Source organism: Paenibacillus sp. CECT 9249, from assembly GCF_918697855.1.
GTDB lineage: Bacteria > Bacillota > Bacilli > Paenibacillales > Paenibacillaceae > MSJ-34.
Window position 1 is genome coordinate 107287 of record NZ_CAKKLI010000011.1, and the last position, 20803, is coordinate 128089.

The 20803-nt window shown below is 52.3% G+C and carries 18 protein-coding genes; all 18 read left to right on the top strand.

Features of this window, described 5'->3' with window-relative positions:
- Positions 1-177: 177 nt before the first annotated feature.
- The 18 genes from LQ229_RS11160 to LQ229_RS11245 all read left to right on the top strand — a co-directional run bounded on the left by LQ229_RS11160 (position 178) and on the right by LQ229_RS11245 (position 20209).
- On the top strand, positions 178-1308 hold the full coding sequence (locus LQ229_RS11160; protein ID WP_230191742.1) for a BMP family ABC transporter substrate-binding protein: 1131 nt from the start codon (positions 178-180) through the stop codon (positions 1306-1308).
- Between the two features lie 95 nt (positions 1309-1403).
- The gene (locus LQ229_RS11165) at positions 1404-2957 is read left to right on the top strand and encodes an ABC transporter ATP-binding protein (RefSeq protein WP_230191743.1); all 1554 of its coding nucleotides are present in this window, start codon (positions 1404-1406) and stop codon (positions 2955-2957) included.
- Positions 2954-4000, top strand: coding sequence for an ABC transporter permease (locus LQ229_RS11170; RefSeq protein ID WP_230191744.1), 1047 nt, complete (start codon positions 2954-2956; stop codon positions 3998-4000). Before LQ229_RS11165 ends, LQ229_RS11170 begins: the two co-directional genes overlap by 4 nt.
- Positions 3993-4940 carry an ABC transporter permease gene (locus LQ229_RS11175; RefSeq protein ID WP_230191745.1) on the top strand — a complete coding sequence of 316 codons (948 nt, stop codon included), beginning with the start codon at positions 3993-3995 and terminating at the stop codon, positions 4938-4940. The genes LQ229_RS11170 and LQ229_RS11175 overlap by 8 nt, the downstream gene beginning before the upstream one ends.
- A gap of 3 nt (positions 4941-4943) precedes the next feature.
- A complete protein-coding gene (gene add / locus LQ229_RS11180; protein ID WP_230191746.1) occupies positions 4944-5969 on the top strand; it encodes an adenosine deaminase in 1026 nt (341 codons plus the stop codon).
- A 69-nt stretch (positions 5970-6038) separates the two neighbouring features.
- Positions 6039-6950, top strand: a complete 912-nt coding sequence (locus LQ229_RS11185) for a nucleoside hydrolase (RefSeq protein WP_230191747.1) — start codon at positions 6039-6041, stop codon at positions 6948-6950.
- Positions 6947-7882, top strand: a complete 936-nt coding sequence (gene rbsK, locus LQ229_RS11190) for a ribokinase (RefSeq protein ID WP_230191748.1) — start codon at positions 6947-6949, stop codon at positions 7880-7882. Before LQ229_RS11185 ends, rbsK begins: the two co-directional genes overlap by 4 nt.
- A 496-nt stretch (positions 7883-8378) precedes the next feature.
- The gene (locus LQ229_RS11195) at positions 8379-8663 is read left to right on the top strand and encodes an alpha/beta-type small acid-soluble spore protein (protein ID WP_216536865.1); all 285 of its coding nucleotides are present in this window, start codon (positions 8379-8381) and stop codon (positions 8661-8663) included.
- A 173-nt stretch (positions 8664-8836) separates the two neighbouring features.
- On the top strand, positions 8837-9262 hold the full coding sequence (locus LQ229_RS11200) for an SRPBCC domain-containing protein (RefSeq protein ID WP_216536866.1): 426 nt from the start codon (positions 8837-8839) through the stop codon (positions 9260-9262).
- A 1-nt stretch (position 9263) separates the two neighbouring features.
- Complete coding sequence (locus tag LQ229_RS11205) at positions 9264-9596, top strand: metalloregulator ArsR/SmtB family transcription factor (RefSeq protein ID WP_230191758.1); 333 nt, start codon at positions 9264-9266, stop codon at positions 9594-9596.
- Positions 9568-9723 (top strand): hypothetical protein, encoded by a 156-nt coding sequence (locus LQ229_RS11210; RefSeq protein WP_230191749.1) that lies wholly within the window; start codon positions 9568-9570, stop codon positions 9721-9723. Before LQ229_RS11205 ends, LQ229_RS11210 begins: the two co-directional genes overlap by 29 nt.
- A gap of 200 nt (positions 9724-9923) precedes the next feature.
- On the top strand, positions 9924-11660 hold the full coding sequence (locus LQ229_RS11215; RefSeq protein ID WP_230191750.1) for a sensor histidine kinase: 1737 nt from the start codon (positions 9924-9926) through the stop codon (positions 11658-11660).
- Complete coding sequence (locus LQ229_RS11220) at positions 11660-12448, top strand: response regulator (RefSeq protein ID WP_230191751.1); 789 nt, start codon at positions 11660-11662, stop codon at positions 12446-12448. Before LQ229_RS11215 ends, LQ229_RS11220 begins: the two co-directional genes overlap by 1 nt.
- A gap of 184 nt (positions 12449-12632) precedes the next feature.
- Positions 12633-13895 carry an extracellular solute-binding protein gene (locus tag LQ229_RS11225; protein WP_230191759.1) on the top strand — a complete coding sequence of 421 codons (1263 nt, stop codon included), beginning with the start codon at positions 12633-12635 and terminating at the stop codon, positions 13893-13895.
- Between the two features lie 119 nt (positions 13896-14014).
- Positions 14015-15004, top strand: a complete 990-nt coding sequence (locus tag LQ229_RS11230; protein WP_230191752.1) for a radical SAM protein — start codon at positions 14015-14017, stop codon at positions 15002-15004.
- Positions 15005-15412: 408 nt separating this feature from the next.
- Positions 15413-16123, top strand: coding sequence for a response regulator transcription factor (locus LQ229_RS11235; RefSeq protein WP_216536872.1), 711 nt, complete (start codon positions 15413-15415; stop codon positions 16121-16123).
- Positions 16124-16125: 2 nt separating this feature from the next.
- Complete coding sequence (locus LQ229_RS11240) at positions 16126-17367, top strand: ATP-binding protein (protein WP_230191753.1); 1242 nt, start codon at positions 16126-16128, stop codon at positions 17365-17367.
- Positions 17357-20209 carry a family 20 glycosylhydrolase gene (locus tag LQ229_RS11245; protein ID WP_230191754.1) on the top strand — a complete coding sequence of 951 codons (2853 nt, stop codon included), beginning with the start codon at positions 17357-17359 and terminating at the stop codon, positions 20207-20209. Before LQ229_RS11240 ends, LQ229_RS11245 begins: the two co-directional genes overlap by 11 nt.
- The last annotated feature ends 594 nt before the right edge of the window (positions 20210-20803 follow it).

The window sequence follows — 20803 nt, forward strand, 5'->3', positions numbered from 1 at the left end:
ATTTTACAATTCACTTTCTGCTACTATTATAGCATGAAAAGCCAAATCGTAAAAAAAGGAGGGCTTCCAAAATTAAGTATATTGAAACGGTTTACAGAGGATACTAAGGAAGCGCAACCTTGCAAAGCTCGTTACTAGCAATTGACGTATTGACTGGGAGAAAGAGGGGGAAAACCAATGAAAAAAATGATTACGGGTATGATTCTACTCATGATGTTGATCGTCTCCGCTTGTTCGAACGCAAATCAGGCGGGAGACTCGAATACGAATGACGGCAGCCAGCCGGACCAAGGTTCCGCGAACTCGGGCAATTTGAAGGTCGTCTTGCTCGTTCCGGGAACGTTAGGGGATAAATCGTTCTTCGACGCCGCGAACGCCGGACTGACCAAAGTACATGATATGTTGGGCGCTGAGACGAAGGTGATCGAGATGGGCGCGGACGAAACGAAATGGGAGCCGACGTTCAACGATATCGCGAGCCAGAACTGGGATGTCATTATTTCCGGCGGATCGCAAATTACCGAATTGTTGAACGATGTCGCCTCGAGAAATCCGGACAAGAAGTTCATTAACTACGATACGGATATTGAGGATACGGCGGAGAACGTGCATGCCATTTCCTATGCGACGAATGAAGTTTCATTCCTTGCGGGAGCCGCAGCCGCTCTAATCTCGACTTCCGACATGCCGAACGCGAATCCGGATCAAACGATCGGTTTCGTAGGAGGGATGGACATTCCGGGAATCAATACGTTCCTCGTCGGCTATATCGAGGGGGCCAAATACGTCGATCCCGATATCAAGGTAGCCATTTCGTATGCGGGCAATTTCGTCAATCCTGCGAAAGGGAAGGAGCTTTCCCTGCTGCAATATAACGCGGGCGCGGATGTCATCTTCAGCGTCGCCGGCGGAACGGGACTGGGCGTATTCGATGCGGCGAAAGAAAAGCAAAAATATGCGATCGGCGTCGACTCCGACCAATCGGCTATGATCATGGACACGGATAGCGAGAAAGCGAATTTGATCGTCACTTCCGCCATCAAAAAAATCGACGAAGCGATCTTCAATGCGGTTGCGGAACTGCAAAAAGGTACGTTGGAAATGGGCAAATTCAAAGTGGTCGGCTTCAACGAGTCGGGCGTAGCATTGGCTGAGAATAACGTCTATAACAGCGTCGTATCGGAGGCCGTTCGGGCTGAAGTAGCGAAAATTAAGGAACAAATAGCGACAGGCCAAATCGAAATCAGCAATGCGCTGCACATGGATACGGCTCAAATCGATGCGCTTCGCAATTCTGTAAAACCTTAAACAGGAAGCCATAGAATTCAAGGGGAAGGGAATTCGATTCGAATTGAATTCCCTTTTGCCGTTATTAGGCGCAGATCCGAAAGGAGAATGGACAGATGCATACGAATTTGCTGGAAATGCGCAACATTATGAAGGTGTATCCGAACGGTGTTGTTGCGAATTCAAATGTAAACTTCTCTTTGGTGGAAGGAGAAATTCATGCGATTGTCGGCGAGAACGGCGCGGGCAAATCCACATTGATGAAGATGATGTTCGGCATGGAACAGCCGAGCGAAGGCGAGATTTTGCTTCGCGGGGAGAAGATGAACTTTCAATCGCCCCAAGAGGCTATCGATCGGGGAATCGGCATGGTGCACCAACATTTCATGCTCGTGCCGTCTTTTACCGTTGTCGAGAATATTATGCTTGGCATGGAGCCGACCAGAGGCCTCAGCATTCATTATAGCGAAGCGATCCGCATGACGCAGGAACTGTCGAAGAAATATAACTTGACCGTCGATCCGACCGCCAAAGTGGAAGATTTGTCGGTAGGCATGAAGCAGAAGGTTGAAATTTTGAAGGCGCTTATCCGCGGCGCGAAAATATTGATTTTGGACGAACCGACCGCGGTGTTGACGCCGCAGGAAACGCAAGAGCTGTTCCGGGAGCTGAAGGTGCTGAAGCGGGAAGGCCATACGATCGTCTTCATTTCCCATAAATTAAAAGAAGTGAAAGAAATTTGCGATCGCATCACCATTATTCGCAGCGGCCGAACCGAAGGCGTATTCCATACCGCGGATGTTACGGAACGGGAAATATCCAAATTGATGGTTGGCCGGGATGTCGTGCTGAAATATGAAAAAGAGCGGGTCGACGCAGGTCCGCCGATTCTTCAGGTGCGGGACTTGTTCTATTCCGACACGAACGGGAAGCCGATCCTTGCCGGGTTGGACTTCTCCATTCGAGCAGGCCAAATCGTCGGCATCGCAGGGGTCGAGGGCAACGGCCAAGGGGAACTGATTCGAGCGCTTACCGGAACGTTGGACGGAGCGAGAGGCTCGATTGCCGTTAACGGAAACGATATGCTCGGCGCGAATATTAAGACGATCCGCAACTTGGGCGTCTCCTATATCCCCGAAGACCGGATGCGGCAAGGCGCCGCCAAAGAAGCGAGCATTACCGACAATTTGATTTCTACCCGGTACCGTAAGAAAGAATGGAATAAAGGACTGTTCCTGAACGGCAACAAAATTGCCCAATTGGCCAAAGATTTGATCGAGCAGTTTCAAGTTCGCTGCAAAGGGCCGAGCCAGCCGATCGGGATGTTGTCCGGCGGCAATATGCAGAAGGTGATCGTTGCCAGGGAATGCTCTGAGGATCCGATTCTATTAATCGCGGAGCAGCCGACAAGGGGCGTGGACGTAGGCGCCGCGCAGCTCATTCATCAGAAATTGCTGGAGTTAAGGCAGAAGAACTGTGCGATCTTGTTGTTGTCGGCCGATTTAAACGAAGTATTGGAACTTAGCGACACCCTTCTTGTTATGTATAATGGCGAATTCGTTTCTTACTTCCCCAACCCGTCCGAAGTGGCGGAAGAGGAGCTGGGACTGTATATGCTCGGTCTCAAAAAACAAAGCAAAGATGAAGTTGGGAGGGCTTTCGAGGCATGAAGTCCAAACATTTTGAAATCGTTCGAACGATGGCCGTCATTGCCATCTCGCTCATTATCGCCTTTTTTATTATCGCATTGGTCAGCAAGCAGCCGTTTACGAGTATTTTTATCTTTTTGTACGAGCCGATCTCGTCGCTTTCTCATATCGGCAACGTGGTGGAAATGGCGATCCCCCTTATGTTTACGGGCCTTTCCGTCGTATTGCTGTTCCGGGTGAACCTGTTCAATCTCGGCGCGGAAGGACTCTTCTACATGGGGGGCGTCGTCGCTGCGGCGATCGCCATCCATTTCAGCTTAAGCTCATTTCTCCATCCCGTCGTAGCCATTGTGGCGGGTGGCCTGGCAGGGGCGATCCTGTCGGCGATTCCGGGCATATTGAAGGCAAAATGGGACGTTAACGTGTTGGTCACGTCGCTCATGTTCAACAGCATCCTGTTTGGCATCGGCTTATTCTTCCTGAACTACAAGCTACGGGATGTGAAGGCGTTCGCCAACGTATCTTACAAATTCGAACCGACCGCTTTGCTGGGCAATCTTGTACCGGGAACGCGGATTCATGCCGGACTGATCGTCGTGCTCCTCTGTATCGTTGCGGCGCACTTTTATATGTACAAGACCAGATGGGGATACGAGCTTCGGATGACCGGAGACAACCGCGAATTCGCCGAGTATTCCGGCATTAATACGGCCAAGATCATCATTATCGTCCACCTGATCGCCGGATTCCTGGCCGGGATGGGCGGATCCATCCAAGTGCTCGGCATGTATTCCCGGTTTCAGTGGACCGCGCTTCCCGGTTACGGATTGGACGGAGCGCTCGTGGCCATGCTGGCGAAGAACAATCCTTTATCGGTCATCGGCGGGGCCTTGTTCCTTGCCTATATCCGGATCGGGGCGGACCAAATGGCACGCATGTCGGATGTGCCGGCGGAGATGATTTCGATCGTACAAGCCGTCATCATCCTGTTAATTTCGGCGGAGCAATTTTTGAAATTTTGGAAAAACCGGATGTTGTTAAAGGAGGCGGGCAAACATGAATAACTTGCTGGATGTCATCTTCTCGACAGACTTTGCCTTTTCCGTTCTCCGCGTAACAACGCCCATTCTGTTCGCAGCGCTAGGTGCGCTAATCTCGAATCGGGCCGGCATCGTCAACATCGGTCTGGAAGGGATCATGCTTGTGGCCGCGCTGACAGGCGTCATTGCTAGCGCCTATACCGGGAGCGCCTGGATCGGGCTCCTTGCGGCCGTCATCGCGGGACTGATCATTACGTCGATACTGGCTTATTTCACCTTGCATTTTAAAACGAATATTATATTGGGCGGGATTGCGGTCAATATGTTCGCGTCGGGAGGAACGGTGTTCATTCTCTATTTAGTGAGCGGGGACAAAGGGGCTTCCACTTCGCTCAAAAGCGAGGTGCTGCCAAGCATTGCGATCCCGTTCATTAAAGATATCCCGGTACTTGGCCCGATTCTATCCGGCCATAACGTATTGACTTACGCAGCCTTGATCGCGACTGTCGGCGTCTACTATATGTTGAAGAAAACGCCGCTGGGCTTGCGTATCCGGTCGGTCGGGGAAAATTACCATGCCGCTCAATCGGTGGGCGTTCGCGTGAATCGGATTCAGTTTATCGCGCTATTGTACAGCGGATTTTTCGCGGCGCTGGGCGGAGCGTACATGTCGATGGGGTATCTCTCGATCTTCACGCGTGACATGACGGCCGGACGCGGATGGATCGGGATCGCGGCCGAAGCGGTAGGGCGCAGCACAACCGTGGGCACGTTTATCGCCTCGATGCTCTTCGGGGCTGCCGATGCGCTCGCCAATGCGCTGCAAATCTTGAAAATTCCGACCGAATTGATTGCCACGACGCCTTACGTCACTACCGTCATCGGATTAATCGTATATGCCGTCGCCGAATCGAGATGGAAGAAGCGCAAGAAAACGAAGCATTCTTTGAAGAAGGTGCAATAAGCGATGTTGGAGACGATCAAGAAATGGCCGAAAGTCGAGCTGCATTATCATCTGGACGGAGGATTGCGCCCGGATACGATCAAAGAGATCGCATCGCAATTGGGGATGCCGTTGCCGCCCGATGAAGAGGCGTGGCGGTCCGCTCTTCATGTTACGGACGAATGCCCGAGTTTAATCGAATATTTGAGCAAATTCCAATTGCCGGCCCTTTGCCTGCAAACTGCGGAGCATTTGAAGCGGGCCGCCTACGAGGCGGTAGAAGACGCGGCACAAGACAATATCAAATATATCGAGATTCGTTTCGCGCCCCAATTGCATACGGAGGGGGGCCTGTCGTTGGAAGATGTCGTTTCTTCCGTCGTGGAAGGAGCGAAGGCGGGCGAACGGGACTTTGGGACGATCGCCCGTATCATTCCGATCTGTTTGCGCAATCATGACGTTGCGCGCAATTGGCAGGTGCTGGAACTGACGAAGAAATGGATCGGCAAAGGCGTCGTCGGCATCGATTTGGCCGGGGACGAAGCGGGCTTTCCGCCGCAGCTTCACCGATCGGTCTTCGTCGCGGCGAAGCAAAGCGGGATTCCGATTACGATTCACGCCGGGGAAGCGGCAGGCGCGGACAGCATCCGCCAAGCCGTTACGGGATTGTTCGCGCAGCGCATCGGGCACGGCGTCCGCCTGGCCGAGGATCCGGAATTGCTCGAATTTGTGAAGGAGAAGAAGATTCCGCTGGAAATGTGCCTGACCAGCAACATCCAAACGAAAGCGGCGCCCTCCTGGGAGGATCATCCGATTCGGCAGTATGACGAACTAGGCATTATCGTTACCGTCAATACGGACAACACAACCGTGTCGAATACGACGTTGACCCAGGAATACGAACGTTTGATGCGGTATTGCCGCTTTTCATTTTCCGATTTGCAACGGATCGTCTTGAACGCTTTGGATGCTTCCTTTGCGGAGGCGGAGGTTAAGGAGAAACTGCGTGCCGAATTCAAAGCGGAGTTTGGCCGTTTCGGATCGGCGTAATGCCTTAGAACGAGATATGACATCATTTATTTTACAATACATTACAATACTTCGAGGTAGGTTATAGCTATGAATCGTGTAATCATTGATACGGACATCGGAAGCGACATTGACGATGCAATGGCCATTGCGCTTGCCATGAGATCGCCTGAAATAACGATTGAAGGGATTACCACGGTCTATGGCGATGCGCATTTGCGAGCCAGAATGGTCGCGAAAATGCTGCAATACGGCGGTCGGCAAGACGTTCCCGTCTTTGCAGGCATCGATCGGCCGCTGCTTCACAATCGTGAAGTATGGATGGCAGGGCACGAAGGCGTCGGATTGATCGAAGAATCCGAGGAACTTCTATATGAAGACAAACATGCGGTTGACTTTATCGTTGAAACGGTCATGGCCAATCCCGGCCAAATTACGCTCATTCCGATCGGGCCGTTAACGAATATCGCCGCCAGTATCGTGCGCGAGCCGCGTATCGCCCGGAACGTGAAGGAGATTATTCTTATGGGCGGCGTCGCGCGCCTTGGCGACAACGGGGCCGACATTCGTCATGTGGAGCATAATATCGTCTCCGACCCGGAATCGGCGTCGCTCGTATTCCGCAGCGGAGCTCCGATCGTGATGGTAGGATTGGACGTGACGCTGAAGGTTGTTATCTCGGAGCGCGAACGGCGGCAATTGCTGGAATCCGGCGATTCCCTCAACGTTGCGCTTGCCGGCATGATGGAACGTTGGTTTCAATATAACAATGAAGATTTCACATTTATGCATGATCCGTTGACGGTTGCGCTTGTCATTGACCGGAGCCTGGTGAAGACGAAGAAGATGAAAGTCAACGTCGAGTACGATCATCGCTTGAAAACCGGGCAAACGATTGCGGTGCAGGCGGAAGACGCCAACGTAGATATTTGCCTGGATGTCGATCCGGATCGGATGGTCAAACTGTTGATGGAACGATTGCTCAGAGGGGATTCCGAATGATGACGGGCAACGTTGTGGTCGTAGGCAGCCTGAATATGGATGTTGTCGTCAAAACGTCCCGTTTTCCGGTTGAAGGAGAGACAATTCTGGGCGAGGAGGTTCATTTTGTCCCGGGCGGCAAAGGGGCCAATCAAGCGGTAGCCGCCGCACGGCTCGGCGTTCGTACGACGATGCTCGGCGCGGTCGGCGAGGATGCGTTCGGCCAAACGTTGCTGCAATCCTTGCACGGCAGCGGCGTTGAGGTCGGGCATGTGAAGCAAGTTGGGGGCACGGCGACAGGCATCGCATCGATCATGCTGGCGCCTGCCGACAACTCCATTGTCGTCGTGCCGGGAGCGAACGGCACCGTGACCGCTGCGGATGTGCAAGCATCGGAGCATGTTATTGCGGAGGCCGATATCGTCTTGGTCCAATTGGAAATTCCGATGGAGGCGGTGGAATCCGCCGTGGAAGCCGCGTGGAAACATGGGGTGCCTGTCATTCTGAATCCTGCGCCGGCCCGGAGCCTGCCGAAGCAATTGCTCGGCAAAGCCGCCTATATTACGCCCAACCGCTCCGAGCTTCAGACGTTGACCGGGGTCGATTTGTCCAGCCGGCCCCTGGAGGAAGCGGTCGACGCGCTGCTCGACATGGGTCCCGGCTGCGTCGTCGCTACGCTCGGAGCGGAAGGGGCGGCATGGAAACAACGGGGCGGCCGGCTTACGATGCAGCAATCATACCCGGTTTCCGTTGTCGATACGACGGGAGCGGGGGATGCCTTTAACGGAGGCTTGGCGTCCTGTCTGGCCATGGGCCGCAGTCTTGCCGACAGCGTCGGCTATGCCGTGCGCGTTTCGGCGCTGGCGGTAACGAAATTCGGCGCGCAGGACGGCATGCCGACCCGCGAAGAAGTGGAGCGGTTCCATACGAATGTAGGAGAAGCTGCCACGTAAATCGCTTTGTAGTTTTGCAATAACCAACGGTCCGCTGACTGCATGAAGTCTCGATTTAGTAAAGCGAAGAAGCCTTCTAAACCTCCGGTCAAGAGGAGTTAGAAGGCTTCTTTTTTAATGCAATCGCCCCTGCTCCCAAGTTCGCGGACACAGGGTACGTTAATTGTGACGAACGGCCCGATCTCGGATCGTTTGCGGACAGACGATTCTTTATTCGCGGCAAAAGCGCACAAACAAGCCCTCCGACGGACGAATAACGGAACCGAAGTCCTCCAAAACAGCGAATCAGCGATTTTGACGCGATATAACGGCCGTACGGTCCGGATAGCAATTTCCGATGCAACGCTAGCAGTGGAAAAGCGGGAATCGGATGTCAGCGCCGCTGGATAAACGATATCGGTGAACTTTTCCGGGAAGAGTAATTTCCCGTCGCGCGGGGAAGCTTAATTGGCAGAGAAGCAAAATGATGATCTTTGCCAAGAAGGAAGGGATAACGATGGCCCGAAGAAGCCGAAGGCTGCTCGTAACGGGGGCGGAACAAGGCGTCAAGGATTTGAAGGCGGATGTTATGCGCCGCGAAGGCTATGCCGTCGATCCGAATCATCCGGACGACGTCAAGTACGAAGTGGCGAAAGACGTCGGCGTGCCGTTGCAACAGGGCGATAACGGCGATTTGCAGACGGAAGAGGCCGGCCGTGTCGGAGGGAAAATCGGCGGCCCGATGGTTCGCGAAATGATTCGTATCGCCCAGGAGCAACTGGTCAAGCAACAGAAGAAATAGCGGCATAAGCATGTTCAACTGCGTAAATGATAAGTGATTGGGGCTGTCGCGGCAGCCTCTTTTTATTGCTAATGATTTGCAATTGACATGAAACCTAAAGGTGTCATATAATCTTAAACGAAACCTAAAGGTTTCGCATTTTGATATTGGATCATAAATTTGGAGGTACCATCATGGAAAACAAATCGCAACAAACGTTGCCTGAAATTCGTCATACGCTCGAAATGAACGCTCCGATCGAAAAGGTGTGGGAAGCCGTCGCGACATCGGAAGGAATCGCCGCATGGTTTATGCCTAACGATTTTCAACCGATCGACGGGTATGAGTTCCAATTGAACGCAGGCCCGTATGGGATGTCGCCTTGCAAGGTGACGGAAATCGATCCGCCGAACCGGCTTTCGTTCACTTGGGGCAAGGATTGGACGGTAACGTTTGAATTGGCCGACATGAACGGCCGGACGGAATTTACGTTGATTCATGCCGGCTGGGATGCGGATACGTTGACCGAATTCAATGAGGCTCATTCCATCGTTCGCGACAGAATGGATCAAGGCTGGGCCGGACTGGTGGAAAAATTGCGCGCCTATGCCGAAGCATAATATGGCCGCCGAATCGGCGAAACCGGACGTTTTTCAAGCTATCGCCGATCCGACGCGCCGTCAGCTGTTGCAAATGCTAAGCAATGGAGAAATGCCGGTCACCGCAATGAGCGGACATTTCGCCATGAGCCGCACGGCCGTCTCCAAGCATTTGCGCATCTTGGCGGATGCGGGGCTGGTCGCGAACCGGAAGGTCGGCCGGGAAACGAGGTACCGCCTCCAGCCGGAGCCGCTGCTCGAATTAAAAAGGTGGCTCGAGTATTACGATCGGTTTTGGGAGAACAAGTTGGCGATGCTCAAGCATTATGTGGAAGAAACCGCGGCGGACGACTAGACATGGCCGGACGGATCCGCTAACGTTGCATCTCCCGCCGCCAGCTTTATCCGATATTGTAGCGGCGCAAGAGATCGGCGATGTTCATGTCGAGTATCGGACGACGCAAATCGATATATCGGTTTAAATACGCGTTTATGCTTTTTCCAAACGATGAAAGATCGTACGACCGGCAAGACTTGCCAAGGGTCGGCGATCTTCTTTTGTTCATGAGGAATGAACCGCATGTTTCGTTGTATCGGAGATATTCCTGCTTTCCAAACTTTATTTAATCTGGTACTGTTTCTTTGCGGGAAAGTATCCTCTCGGGAAAGGTGCGGATTCAGAATGAAGCTGAGTCTGAAGGAGTACAATACATTGCGCAATCAGATCCTGGTCGTATTTCTGTCGGTCATGATCATCGTATTGTTGATTGTCGGAATTATGACCTTTCATCTGGTGTCGGCGCTTATAACGAAAAATGCGGAGAAGCAAATCCGGCAGACGGCGGCAGAAGCGAACGGCAGATTGGAAACGCTTTATAAACAAATCGACGTGCTGACAAGCCAGATGGTGACCAACACGGAAGTCCAGCAATTGCTGCTTCAGGTGGCGGAAGGGCATCCCGCCAAATTCGAACAACGCCAGGCATTGACGCGAACGATCGGCTCATTTCAAGTTTATTCGGACGGGATCAACTCGCTCGATCTGTATACGAAAGATTACCAAAGATTATATCCGCTTGACGAAACGAATTTGCTGACCCGTCTCGACAAGAAATGGGTAGAAGAGGCCGACCGCGCGAAGGGGAGTATGGTCTGGATCGGGACCGATCCTCGGGACCCGGCTTACTTTCTCGCGATTCGGCGCATCAGCCTGATCGACCGTTGGTTTTCCAATGGGGGGTATCTGTTAATTCGTATGAATCGCAATTATTTTCAACTTGAAGTTCCGAATTCGAGTCCCAGCAGCGGCGAATATATGGTTCTCGTCGACCGCAATATGGCAACCATCTCGTCGAATTACGACGGAGATATCGGACAAGCCGTTCGGGAACGGCTAAGGCTGACGATTCAAGACAAAGAATACATCGTCGTCAGGCAATCTTCCGATTTGACCGGTTGGACATTGTACATTCTGACTCCCGTCGGCAGCCTGACGGAAGGGCTTTCCGTCCTTCGGACGGCCATCGCCGCATCCGGGGGAATCGGATTTTTCATTTTCCTTGTATTCTCCGTGTTCCTCTCCACACTCATCACCAGACCGGTTCTGAAGCTGATCAAGACGATGCGCAGCGCCCGGACAGGCACGTTGAAGCCGAGCCCGGAAATGAATTCCACGGTGGAGATCAATGAATTGACGAAAACTTATAACCAAATGGTAGACAATATGAACGAATTGATCGAAGCGATTTACGAGAAAGAGCTCGTTCGCAGCCACACTGAGTTGAAAGCGCTTCAGGCGCAAATTGATCCGCATTTCCTGTACAATACGCTGGAAGCGCTCTATTGGTCTCTCCAAGATAAGGAAGAGGATGAATTGGCCGAATTGGTCATTGCTATGTCGGATTTATTCCGTTATACGATCGGAAACGCGCATCAGGGCGAATGGGTAACGATCCGGGACGAGCTGGAGCATGCCGAACGCTATATGCAGCTTATGAAACTGCGGTTCGGCGACCGATTGACCTGGAGCATCTCGGCCGCGCCCGGATGCGAGAGGGTTCCGATCCCGAAGCTGATGATTCAGCCGCTTGTGGAGAATGCCGTGCTGCACGGCGTAGGGAACAAGAAAGGGCCGGGGTCGGTGCATATTCGCGTAAGGCGCGCGGATCCGTCCCCGAAATGGATCATTGAAGTGGAGGACGACGGTCCCGGGATCGAGGAAAGCGCCGTGCGGTCGATTCTGCGATCGTTGGAACAAGAAGCCGTTGTGGCGATGAAGGGGAGCGGCATGGCGATTGCGAACGTCAATAAAAGGTTGCGGCTGTATTACGACCGCGCGAAGATTCGCGACATCTCGATTCGCAGCCAGGCGGGGCAAGGAACGGTCATAACCTTTGAAATACCGGGAGGAGATGCGTAATGCGCATGAAAACGATACTGATCGTAGACGACGAGCCGATGACAAGGAAAGGATTGCAAAAAACGTTGGAAGTTTGGGGGGCGGGCCGATACGACATTCTCGTCGCGGAAGATGGGGACGAAGCGCTGGATATGTTGGGACAAAAGCAAGTTCACGTGTTGATTACCGATATTCGCATGCCCGAAATGAGCGGTTTGCAGCTCGTGAAGACGATGCGAGGAGAGCGGTATCAACCGGTTGTCATCGTTCTGTCGGGATACTCGGAATTCGATTATGCGCGGGAAGCGTTGCAGCTCGGAGTCGTCAACTATTTGCTGAAGCCTGTCGCCAAACAGAAACTGATCGAGGCGGTGGAACAGGCATTGGAGATTGAAGAGCGGCGACAGCGAGCCGAAATGATCGAGAAGGTGGTCGACCTTCGGCTCGTCGATTTGCAAGCTAAAGACCGTCATAGCCCGCCGCCGATTCAAGCGGCTATACGGTATATCGAAGACAATTTGCGCCGTCAGATCGGTTTGCGCGAGGTTGCGGAGCATGTGCATCTGAACCAGAGCTATTTCAGCGCGCTGTTCAAGGAGAAGACCGATCTCACTTTTAGCGAATACGTAACGAGAAGCCGAATGCAATACGCCAAACATTTGCTCGTTTTCACGGACATGCCGGTTGCGGCCGTCGCGGAGGAAGTCGGCTATCAGACGGTAAAATATTTCATAACCTTGTTTAAGGAATACGAAGGAATGACCCCCAGCCAGTATCGCAGACAAATCGACGGGAATGAACCTATTTAACCCTATTCCAAAAATAGTGGAATTTTACCTAATGGCCGTACCCTTACACCGTATAGGACCGAAATGCTACACTGAAAAAATAGATATATAAGAAAGCGCATACAACACACATTACAAGGGGGAAGAAGCGATGAGGCGCAAATCATCCGTTGTGGTTGCATTCCTGTTCGCTTTCATTCTATTGATGGCGGCTTGCGTTCAAGGCTCCGATTCAAGCGGCAGCGGTACGACAATAACAAGCTCGGGCAAAGAAATCACGATCCAAATGATGCATTTGTGGCCGGATGTCGAGAACTCCGCGCAGAACAAATTGGTTAAGGAGATTATAAACGCCTACGAAACGGAACATCCTCATGTGAAAATCAAAGCCGAAGTGCTGGAGAATGAACCATACAAAAATAAACTCAAGGTGCTGTCCGCATCGAACAGTCTTCCGGACGTGGGATTTACTTGGGCGGCGGGGTTTCTTGAACCGTATGTGAAGGGGGAATTATTCGCGCCGCTGGACGATCTGCTTCAGAATGAGATGAATGGCCGGTTCGTGACAGGTACGACGGAAGCTTTTGCTATGAACGGCCAAACGTATGCGCTTCCCGTCGAGTTGAATATCGTGCCCGTATTCTACAACAAGGAAATGTTCGGCCAATACGGATTGGAGCCTCCGCAAACCTACGATGAATTCAAGCATATTATCAAAACGTTGAACGAGAACGGCGTCACGCCGATCGCGCTCGGAGCCAAGGATGCATGGACGGGTTCGTTCTGGTATATGTACCTTGCCGACCGGCTCGGAGGAGCCGAACTGATGGATCAATCCGTTGCGAATTGGCATTTCACCGATCCGAGCCTGATCGAGGCGGCAAGAATGGCTCAAGAATTGGTGGATATGAACGCGTTTATGAAAGGTTTCAACGGCTTGTCCAATGAGGAAGCCAAATCCGAGTTCATGAATGAAAGAGCCGCCATGTACGCGATGGGGACCTGGGAAGTGCCCAACTATACGACAAGCCCCGACGTCCCGCAATCGTTTAAAGACAAAATCGGTTTCTTCAAATTTCCGACGATCGATGGCGGCAAGGGCGAATTAAACAATTGGGTCGGCGGGGTCGGTGTCGGCATGTTTGTGTCGGAGAATTCGAAAGTGAAGGAAGAAGCGAAAAAGTTTGCATCCTACTTTGTCAAGATGTGGGGCGAAAAGTCGGTCACCGAAGCCGGAATTATCCCCGCAACGAAAGTGGATACCGGATCCGTACAGCCTCCTCCAATGTTCATCGATTTGCTGGATGAGTTAAACGAGGCGAACAAAGTCACGCTCTATCTTGACGTTCAAATGAAGCCGGTCGCATCGGAGGAACATCAAAAACTGATTCAGGCGTTGCTTGGCAAGGAAGTGACGCCGGAAGGCTTCGCACAGAAGCAGGAAGACGTGCTGAAGGCCGGCAAATAACCGTCTGCGGCGGAGAAAAGGACGCAGCGATTGCGGCTAAGTCCTTTTTATGTTCCATTCCTTTACTTTTTGGTGTATGATAAGAACTAACGTTCTCATTGTTCGAAGGAGGAACAGAAATGCCGAAAGAATACGAGCCGATCACCGTAAAGCAAACGCTGACGAAAGTGAAGGAAGAGCGCATGCCCTTCAACTGGTCGGTCAACCCGTACCGGGGATGCGCGCATGGCTGCAGCTTTTGCTATGCCCGCGGGTTTCAGGCTTTTATCGATAAAGGGGCCGACGACGAATTTCAAAATCATATTATGCTGAAAATGAACGCGGCCGAGGCGTTGGAAGCTCAGCTCTCGAAGCTGGCGGTCCGATTCAATCATGATATCGAAGCGGTAAGCCGCCATGTCGGCAGCGTGGCGATCGGTACGGTCACCGATCCGTACCAGCCGGCGGAAGGCAAGGCGATGCTGACCCGGGAATGCCTGAAAGTTCTGGCCAAATACCGGATCGACACGTCGATCACGACCCGCTCGCCGCTCATCCTCCGCGATCTCGATCTGCTCGGGATCATGCCGTCCGTAGCGGTCAACATCAGTTTGAACACGCTTGACGGCCAATTGGCGCGCAAGCTGGAACCGGGCTCTCCCTTGCCTTCCAAACGGTTGGATACCCTTGAACGGCTGAGCGGCCATGGCGTGCAAACCGCCGTATTCATGGCGCCGATCCTTCCTTATTTAACCGATTCCGCCGACCAGATGGAGGCGATTTTCGCCGCTGCGCGGGAGCGGGGGGCATCCTATGTCATGACGTCGCTGCTCAGGCTGTCGCCCGATGTGAAGAAGTGGTATTACAAGACGCTTCGCGAGCATTTCCCGGAGAAGCTGCCCGCCTACCGCAATTTATATACCGGCCGCTATGCCGAAGACGAGTACCGTCAGCGGATACGCAGCATAACGGAGGAATTGCGCCGCAAACACAAACTTTCCCCGGCACCGGCGGGCGCGGCTGCGGCTGCCGGCACGGCTTGGGCGAAAGAGCGGGCCGGGGGAAGCTCCCGGGAGCTGGAACGTATTGCCGGCCAACTGCCTCTGGAGCAGTTGTCCTTCGTTTTTTGAACGATTAGACAAGGAAGTCCCTTCGAAGGGCTTCCTTTTTTTATCTTTCCTATTGCCTCTCTTAATTTGATACTATATTGATAGCCGCTCCAAGAGAGCGGCACGCTTCGATATGCAAGTTAAGCGAATGTTAAGGAATTAGCCCGATATTGTTAAGCTTTTTTTGTTACATTAAGTATAAGAGGTTGTTCAAAAAGTCCCCTTTTGATCACGAAGATGAACTGGGAGCGAACTCGACATCGAATCTTGCGTTCACCCTCGAAGTCCGGTGCTCATGTAGGTTTTGCCTACACTCCGCTCCTCCTTCTTCGGGTTCTCGCAACCTTCTCGGTGCTGAAAAGTCGACTTTTTGAACACGCACTATAACACATTTTTTGAACTTTTTAAGAACCTAAAGAGGTGGAGATCATGTCGAGAGAAAGCATTCTATTGGTCGATGACGAGAAAGAGATTATCGAACTGATGGAAATCTATTTTAATAATGAAGGATACATCCTGCATAAGGCGTCCAACGGGGTGGAGGCGCTGGAAGTGCTGCAGAATCATGTCGTCGATTTGATCATTCTGGATGTCATGATGCCGAAGATGGACGGCTTGCAAGCTTGCATGAAAATTCGCGAACGGAATAATACGCCGATTATTATGCTTTCCGCCAAAAGCCAGGATATCGATAAAATCTCGGGCCTCAGCATCGGCGCCGACGATTACGTGACCAAGCCGTTCAATCCGCTTGTTCTGCTTGCGCGGGTCAAGTCCCAACTGCGAAGGTACAAGCAGCTCAATCATCAGGGCGGCTATAAGAATGAAAACGAGATTGTGATCGACGGACTGGTGATTAACGTAGCGACGCATACGGTAACCGTCGACGGCCAGGAAGTCCGGCTGACGCCGCGCGAGTTCGCCATTCTCAAGCTGCTGGCGGTCAATCGGGGCATCGTGCTCAGTATGGACAAAATTTATGAAGAAGTTTGGAATGAGCCGTTTATGGAGTCCAAAAACACGATCATGGTTCATATCCGCAAAATACGCGAAAAAATCGAAAAAGACAAACAAAACCCCGAGTTTATCAAAACCGTCTGGGGAATCGGGTATAAAATGAAGTCTCCCAAGGAGGTATGAAGATGATCGGCCGGAACCTGTTCCATTCGATGCGCTGGAAGTTCTTCGTCGTTTTTGTCTCAAGCATCGCTTTGACGGCCCTCGTTCTGCTGCTGGGGCGCTTGCTCGCGTCGTTTATCGTCAATTACCCTACGTTCAACGCTCCGTTGATCTGGACGATCAATAACATCGGTTCGCGGCCGGTTATGATCGTTTCCGGAACGGCATTGTTTATCTTTTTCTACTTCCTTACAAGCCGTCCGGTCATCCGCTACACGACGGAAATCGCCGGTACGATGCAGGAAATGGCCAAAGGAAGGTTCGATGTGCCGATTCCTGTCAAATCGCCGGGCGAATTGGGCAGAATCGCCTCCCATGCCAACGATGTGGCGGAGGAATTGAATAATTACTTGCAGGAAATCAATTATGGGCTGCGGGAGATCGCCAAGGGCCGATTCGAACACGATATTCCCGTCAAACCGGGCAACGACCTCGGCACGGTGGCCGAGAGCATTAACCGGATGAGCGCTCAATTGCATCGCTCCATTCAGGAAGAGCGCAACGCCGAGAAGACGAAGAACGATCTGATTACGGGCGTGTCCCACGATCTTCGGACCCCGTTGACCTCGATTCTCGGATTTCTGCAGCTGATTGAAAACGACCGGTACGTCGACGAGGTGGAGCTTCGCTATTACGTCAATATTGCCTATGAGAAATCGTTGGGGTTGAAAAATCTGATCGACGATTTATTCGAATATACGAGCATTAACAACGGATTGCCGCTGAAGCTGGAACAATTGGATCTAAACGGTTTCTTCCGCCAGTTGGCGGAAGAATTCGTGCCAAGCCTGGAAAACGCCGGCATGACGTGCCGGGTTCATGCGCCGGAGCGTCCGGTGCGCATTCGAGCGGATGGAGACCGGCTCGTCCGTGCCTATGAAAATCTGATTTCCAATGCGATCAAATACGGCCGGAAAGGCAAATTCGTCGATATTCATATTCAAGAAAGCGACGGGCAGGCCGTCGTGAAGGTTTGCAATTACGGGGAGCCCATTCCCGAACGGGATTTGCCGCTTATATTCGACCGTTTCTATCGGGTGGAACAATCAAGATCGAAGGAAACCGGAGGAACAGGCCTGGGTCTTGCTATTACGAAAAGCATTATCGAAGTGCACGGCGGCAACATATCCGTAACGAGCGATCGGCGGGAGACCTGCTTCCAAACGACGTTTCCCGTATCGGTAAGGAGGGAACATGAAGTTTAGAACGATATCGTTAGTTTTGGCCATGATGCTTTGTTTCACGACTTTCTATTGTGCCGTCGAATCTGCCTTTGCGCTTGCCGCCGATCCGATCAAGGGCATCGGCCGCATCCCGGAGATCAAGCCGGGACAAAGCAAACTGATTCTTCCCGCGGCTCCGAAGGGATATACAATATCGATATACGGCAGCGACCGGCTGCCGGCGATCGATCTGGAGGGCAATATTCATACTCCGTTAATCGACGTAACAACAAATCTAATCTTCCGGTTGGAAGACGAGAAGAATCCGGACCGGACATGGGTATCCGACCCCATTCCGGTCATCGTGCCGGGCCGACATAAGCAAGCGAAAGGCTCGAATCAAGAGCCGCAAGTCGTTCCGTCGCTGCGGGAATGGTACGGAAGAGAGGGAGACTTCCAATTGACGAAGTCTTCGAGAATTGCGGTAGCTCCGGCGCATTCGGACGTTTTGCGGCATGTGGCGGAAATTGTCAAGAACGATGTGAAGGATATTAGCGGCCTGGATCTGGATATCGTTCCCGGCGCTCCTGCATCCGGCGACATCTATCTGTCTCTGGACGAGACGCTGAGCGATCTCGGACGAGAAGGATATGTCCTCGATGCGGATCGCAACGTGACGATCGAGTCGGCCGATGCGCAAGGCGTGTTGTACGGAACGAGGACGCTCTTGCAAATATTAAAATCGGACGAAGGGCATTCCCGCATTCCTCGGGGGATCGCAAGGGATTATCCCAAGTATGAAGTTCGCGGCTTCATGCTCGATGTGGCCCGGAAATTTTATACGATCGATTTTTTGCGCGATTATATTAAGCTGCTGTCCTGGTACAAGATGAACACATTTCAAATTCATTTAAACGAAAGCACGGGCGGTTTCCGCCTGGAGAGCGAAACTTACCCCGGGCTGGCGGCCAAAGACGGATACTATACGAAGGAAGAGTTCAGGCAATTGGTTCGTCTCGGGATGGAGTACGGGGTCAACGTCGTTCCGGAAATCGATACGCCGGGGCATTCCCGCGCTTTTACCGAATACGATCCGACTCTAGGGGAAGGGCATTATTTAAATATTAACAATCCGAAATCCGTGCAATTTGTGCAAAGCTTGTTTGACGAATATTTGGACGAACGCAACCCGACCTTTATCGGGCCGGACGTACATATCGGTACGGACGAGTACAATGCGGAGCGTCAGGAGGATATCGAGGCGTTTCGCTCCTATATCGACACGATGATCCGGTATGTCCGCGGCAAAGGCAAGCATCCGTCGTTATGGGGCGGATTGACTTTGTACGACGGCAAAACGCCGATCGGCGCAGGGGCGGCGATGGATATTTGGCATGAACGGTACGGGGAAGCGCGGCAAGCTGCCGAGCTCGGATACGATATCGTCAATGTCGACCATCGCTCGCTCTATATCGTTCCGACGCGCACCGATTACTTGAACGGCCGTAAGCTGTACAACGAATGGGAGCCGAATCGCTGGGGCGATACGATGCTGCCTTCCGGGCATCCCAGGTTGAAAGGCGGCAAATTCGCCCTATGGAACGACGCGTCCGTCGCGAACGGAATTTCCATGGACGATTCCCACGACCGCATCCTTCCCGCCGTTCAAGTATTGTCGGAGAAAATGTGGTCCGGCGCCGAAAAGGCCCGCGACTACGACCGATTCGTACAATTGGCGGCCGGTATCGGGGATGCGCCCGGGGCGGATTTGTCCCATAAGGTGAGCACGAATCGCAAAGACGGGAATGTCGTCGAATACCTGTTCGAAGGCGGTTTTGCCGATTCGTCCGGCAACGGCTACGACGGTTCCGCCGTCAATGCAACGTTGACACAGGGACGGTTCGGACAGGGGCTTAGGCTGAACGGCGGCAGCAGCTATGTGAAGACGCCGCTGACTTCGCTTGGGTTCGGCTGGACCGTTTCCATGTGGGTGAAGCCGGATGCCGGCAATCCCGACGATGCGGTCCTTATGGAATCGCCTGCCGGCCAATTGAAGTTGAAGCAGGGGAAGACCGGGAAACTGGGCTTTTCCAAGGAAAACTACCATAGCGTCTTCGATTACGAGGTTCCGGCGGGGAAATGGACTCATCTGCTGCTTACCGGGGATAACAAAGGCACCGTTCTTTACGTGAACGGCGACGAATACGCGGAGAGAACGGACCTGTCCTTTCCGCACGTCCAAACCTTCGTCTTGCCGATCGAGAAGATCGGAAGCGCGACGAACTCGTTTCGCGGCGCGATCGACAATGTGATGATCTTCAACAGGCCGATTGATCTGTTGCAGAGCAATCACGAACTCGCGCGCGGCAAGAAAGCCGAATCGTCGGCGCTTGAAACGCCGGCTTTCGCCCCGGGCAAGGCGGTGGACGGCAACCCCGATACGAGATGGTCGGCCGCCGCCGTTGACGACGCCTGGTTCCAGGTGGACCTTGGCGATCAATATCCGATCGATCGGATCGCGATTCAATGGAAAGCCGCCTATGCCACAGCCTACAAGCTGCTTGTTTCCGAGGACAATCGGCATTGGACCAATGTAAAGAGCGGCGACGGGATCATCGAAGGCAAAGGCGGACTGGAGACGATCCGGTTCGACAAAATCAAAGCAAGATATGTCCGGTTTCAGGGGGTCAAACGGGCGACCGCTTACGGGTACTCCTTCTCTTCGTTGGAGGTATATAAGGCGCCGAAAGAGATGAGCGAATATAAAGCTTCGTTCGATCAAGCCGAGGCGGCCTTGAAGTCGGGACAAGGCGACGAAGAAACGAACCGCCGCTTGCTCCGTCTTGTTAACCGTTATCCTTATGACATGTCTGACGATCAATAAACGCCGAAGAGACTTGCTTCGGACGATATGCGCTGTCAGAGCGCGTTTCGTTCGGGCAAGTCTTTTTTATTGCGTAAGGAAGAAGCGTTTTATTCTATAGCAACTGCAAAAATCCAGTTATTTCGCGACAATACCCGCGTTTGGAGCATAGCAACTGCAAAAATCCATCTAATCGAGCTCGTTTCTCTTCTAATATGCCATTTTGGACAGAAATAACTGGATAATTGCAACTATTCGGTCTAGTTTCGCCGAAATGGGCGTTTGTAAATGGATTTTTGCAGTTACATAAGTGGGCAACGTACGTTCCGATAGAGTGGGCGTCCTTCAAACGTCCGAATTCGGCTCACCGCCAAGAACATCATCAGATGTTTGTATTATGTTAAGCATTTGTTAAGGGTTTCATTAGCCGTTCGTTAAGAACTGTGTATTACTCTTATAGTCAAACAAGGAACATGCGTTATTGCGCTATAAGTCCAGCGGTAAGATGTCAAGTCCCTGATTCTTGAGAATTGGAAATTTTCTTGGCCGTAAAGCAAGGGAGTCAGGGAAAATGACAGCACCAAACTAAACCCAGCCCGAAAATCAAGTCATTTA

What these genes read in the sequence shown, in the direction of transcription:
- LQ229_RS11175 (WP_230191745.1), top strand. Translation starts at nt 3,993, where the DNA reads ATGAATAACTTGCTGGATGTCATCTTCTCGACAGACTTTGCCTTTTCC.
- LQ229_RS11195 (WP_216536865.1), top strand. Translation starts at nt 8,379, where the DNA reads ATGGCCCGAAGAAGCCGAAGGCTGCTCGTAACGGGGGCGGAACAAGGC.
- rbsK (WP_230191748.1), top strand. Translation starts at nt 6,947, where the DNA reads ATGATGACGGGCAACGTTGTGGTCGTAGGCAGCCTGAATATGGATGTT.
- LQ229_RS11235 (WP_216536872.1), top strand. Translation starts at nt 15,413, where the DNA reads ATGTCGAGAGAAAGCATTCTATTGGTCGATGACGAGAAAGAGATTATC.
- LQ229_RS11185 (WP_230191747.1), top strand. Translation starts at nt 6,039, where the DNA reads ATGAATCGTGTAATCATTGATACGGACATCGGAAGCGACATTGACGAT.
- LQ229_RS11170 (WP_230191744.1), top strand. Translation starts at nt 2,954, where the DNA reads ATGAAGTCCAAACATTTTGAAATCGTTCGAACGATGGCCGTCATTGCC.
- LQ229_RS11245 (WP_230191754.1), top strand. Translation starts at nt 17,357, where the DNA reads ATGAAGTTTAGAACGATATCGTTAGTTTTGGCCATGATGCTTTGTTTC.
- LQ229_RS11210 (WP_230191749.1), top strand. Translation starts at nt 9,568, where the DNA reads ATGTGGAAGAAACCGCGGCGGACGACTAGACATGGCCGGACGGATCCG.
- LQ229_RS11215 (WP_230191750.1), top strand. Translation starts at nt 9,924, where the DNA reads ATGAAGCTGAGTCTGAAGGAGTACAATACATTGCGCAATCAGATCCTG.
- LQ229_RS11160 (WP_230191742.1), top strand. Translation starts at nt 178, where the DNA reads ATGAAAAAAATGATTACGGGTATGATTCTACTCATGATGTTGATCGTC.
- LQ229_RS11200 (WP_216536866.1), top strand. Translation starts at nt 8,837, where the DNA reads ATGGAAAACAAATCGCAACAAACGTTGCCTGAAATTCGTCATACGCTC.
- LQ229_RS11205 (WP_230191758.1), top strand. Translation starts at nt 9,264, where the DNA reads ATGGCCGCCGAATCGGCGAAACCGGACGTTTTTCAAGCTATCGCCGAT.
- LQ229_RS11165 (WP_230191743.1), top strand. Translation starts at nt 1,404, where the DNA reads ATGCATACGAATTTGCTGGAAATGCGCAACATTATGAAGGTGTATCCG.
- LQ229_RS11220 (WP_230191751.1), top strand. Translation starts at nt 11,660, where the DNA reads ATGCGCATGAAAACGATACTGATCGTAGACGACGAGCCGATGACAAGG.
- LQ229_RS11240 (WP_230191753.1), top strand. Translation starts at nt 16,126, where the DNA reads ATGATCGGCCGGAACCTGTTCCATTCGATGCGCTGGAAGTTCTTCGTC.
- LQ229_RS11230 (WP_230191752.1), top strand. Translation starts at nt 14,015, where the DNA reads ATGCCGAAAGAATACGAGCCGATCACCGTAAAGCAAACGCTGACGAAA.
- LQ229_RS11225 (WP_230191759.1), top strand. Translation starts at nt 12,633, where the DNA reads ATGGCGGCTTGCGTTCAAGGCTCCGATTCAAGCGGCAGCGGTACGACA.
- add (WP_230191746.1), top strand. Translation starts at nt 4,944, where the DNA reads ATGTTGGAGACGATCAAGAAATGGCCGAAAGTCGAGCTGCATTATCAT.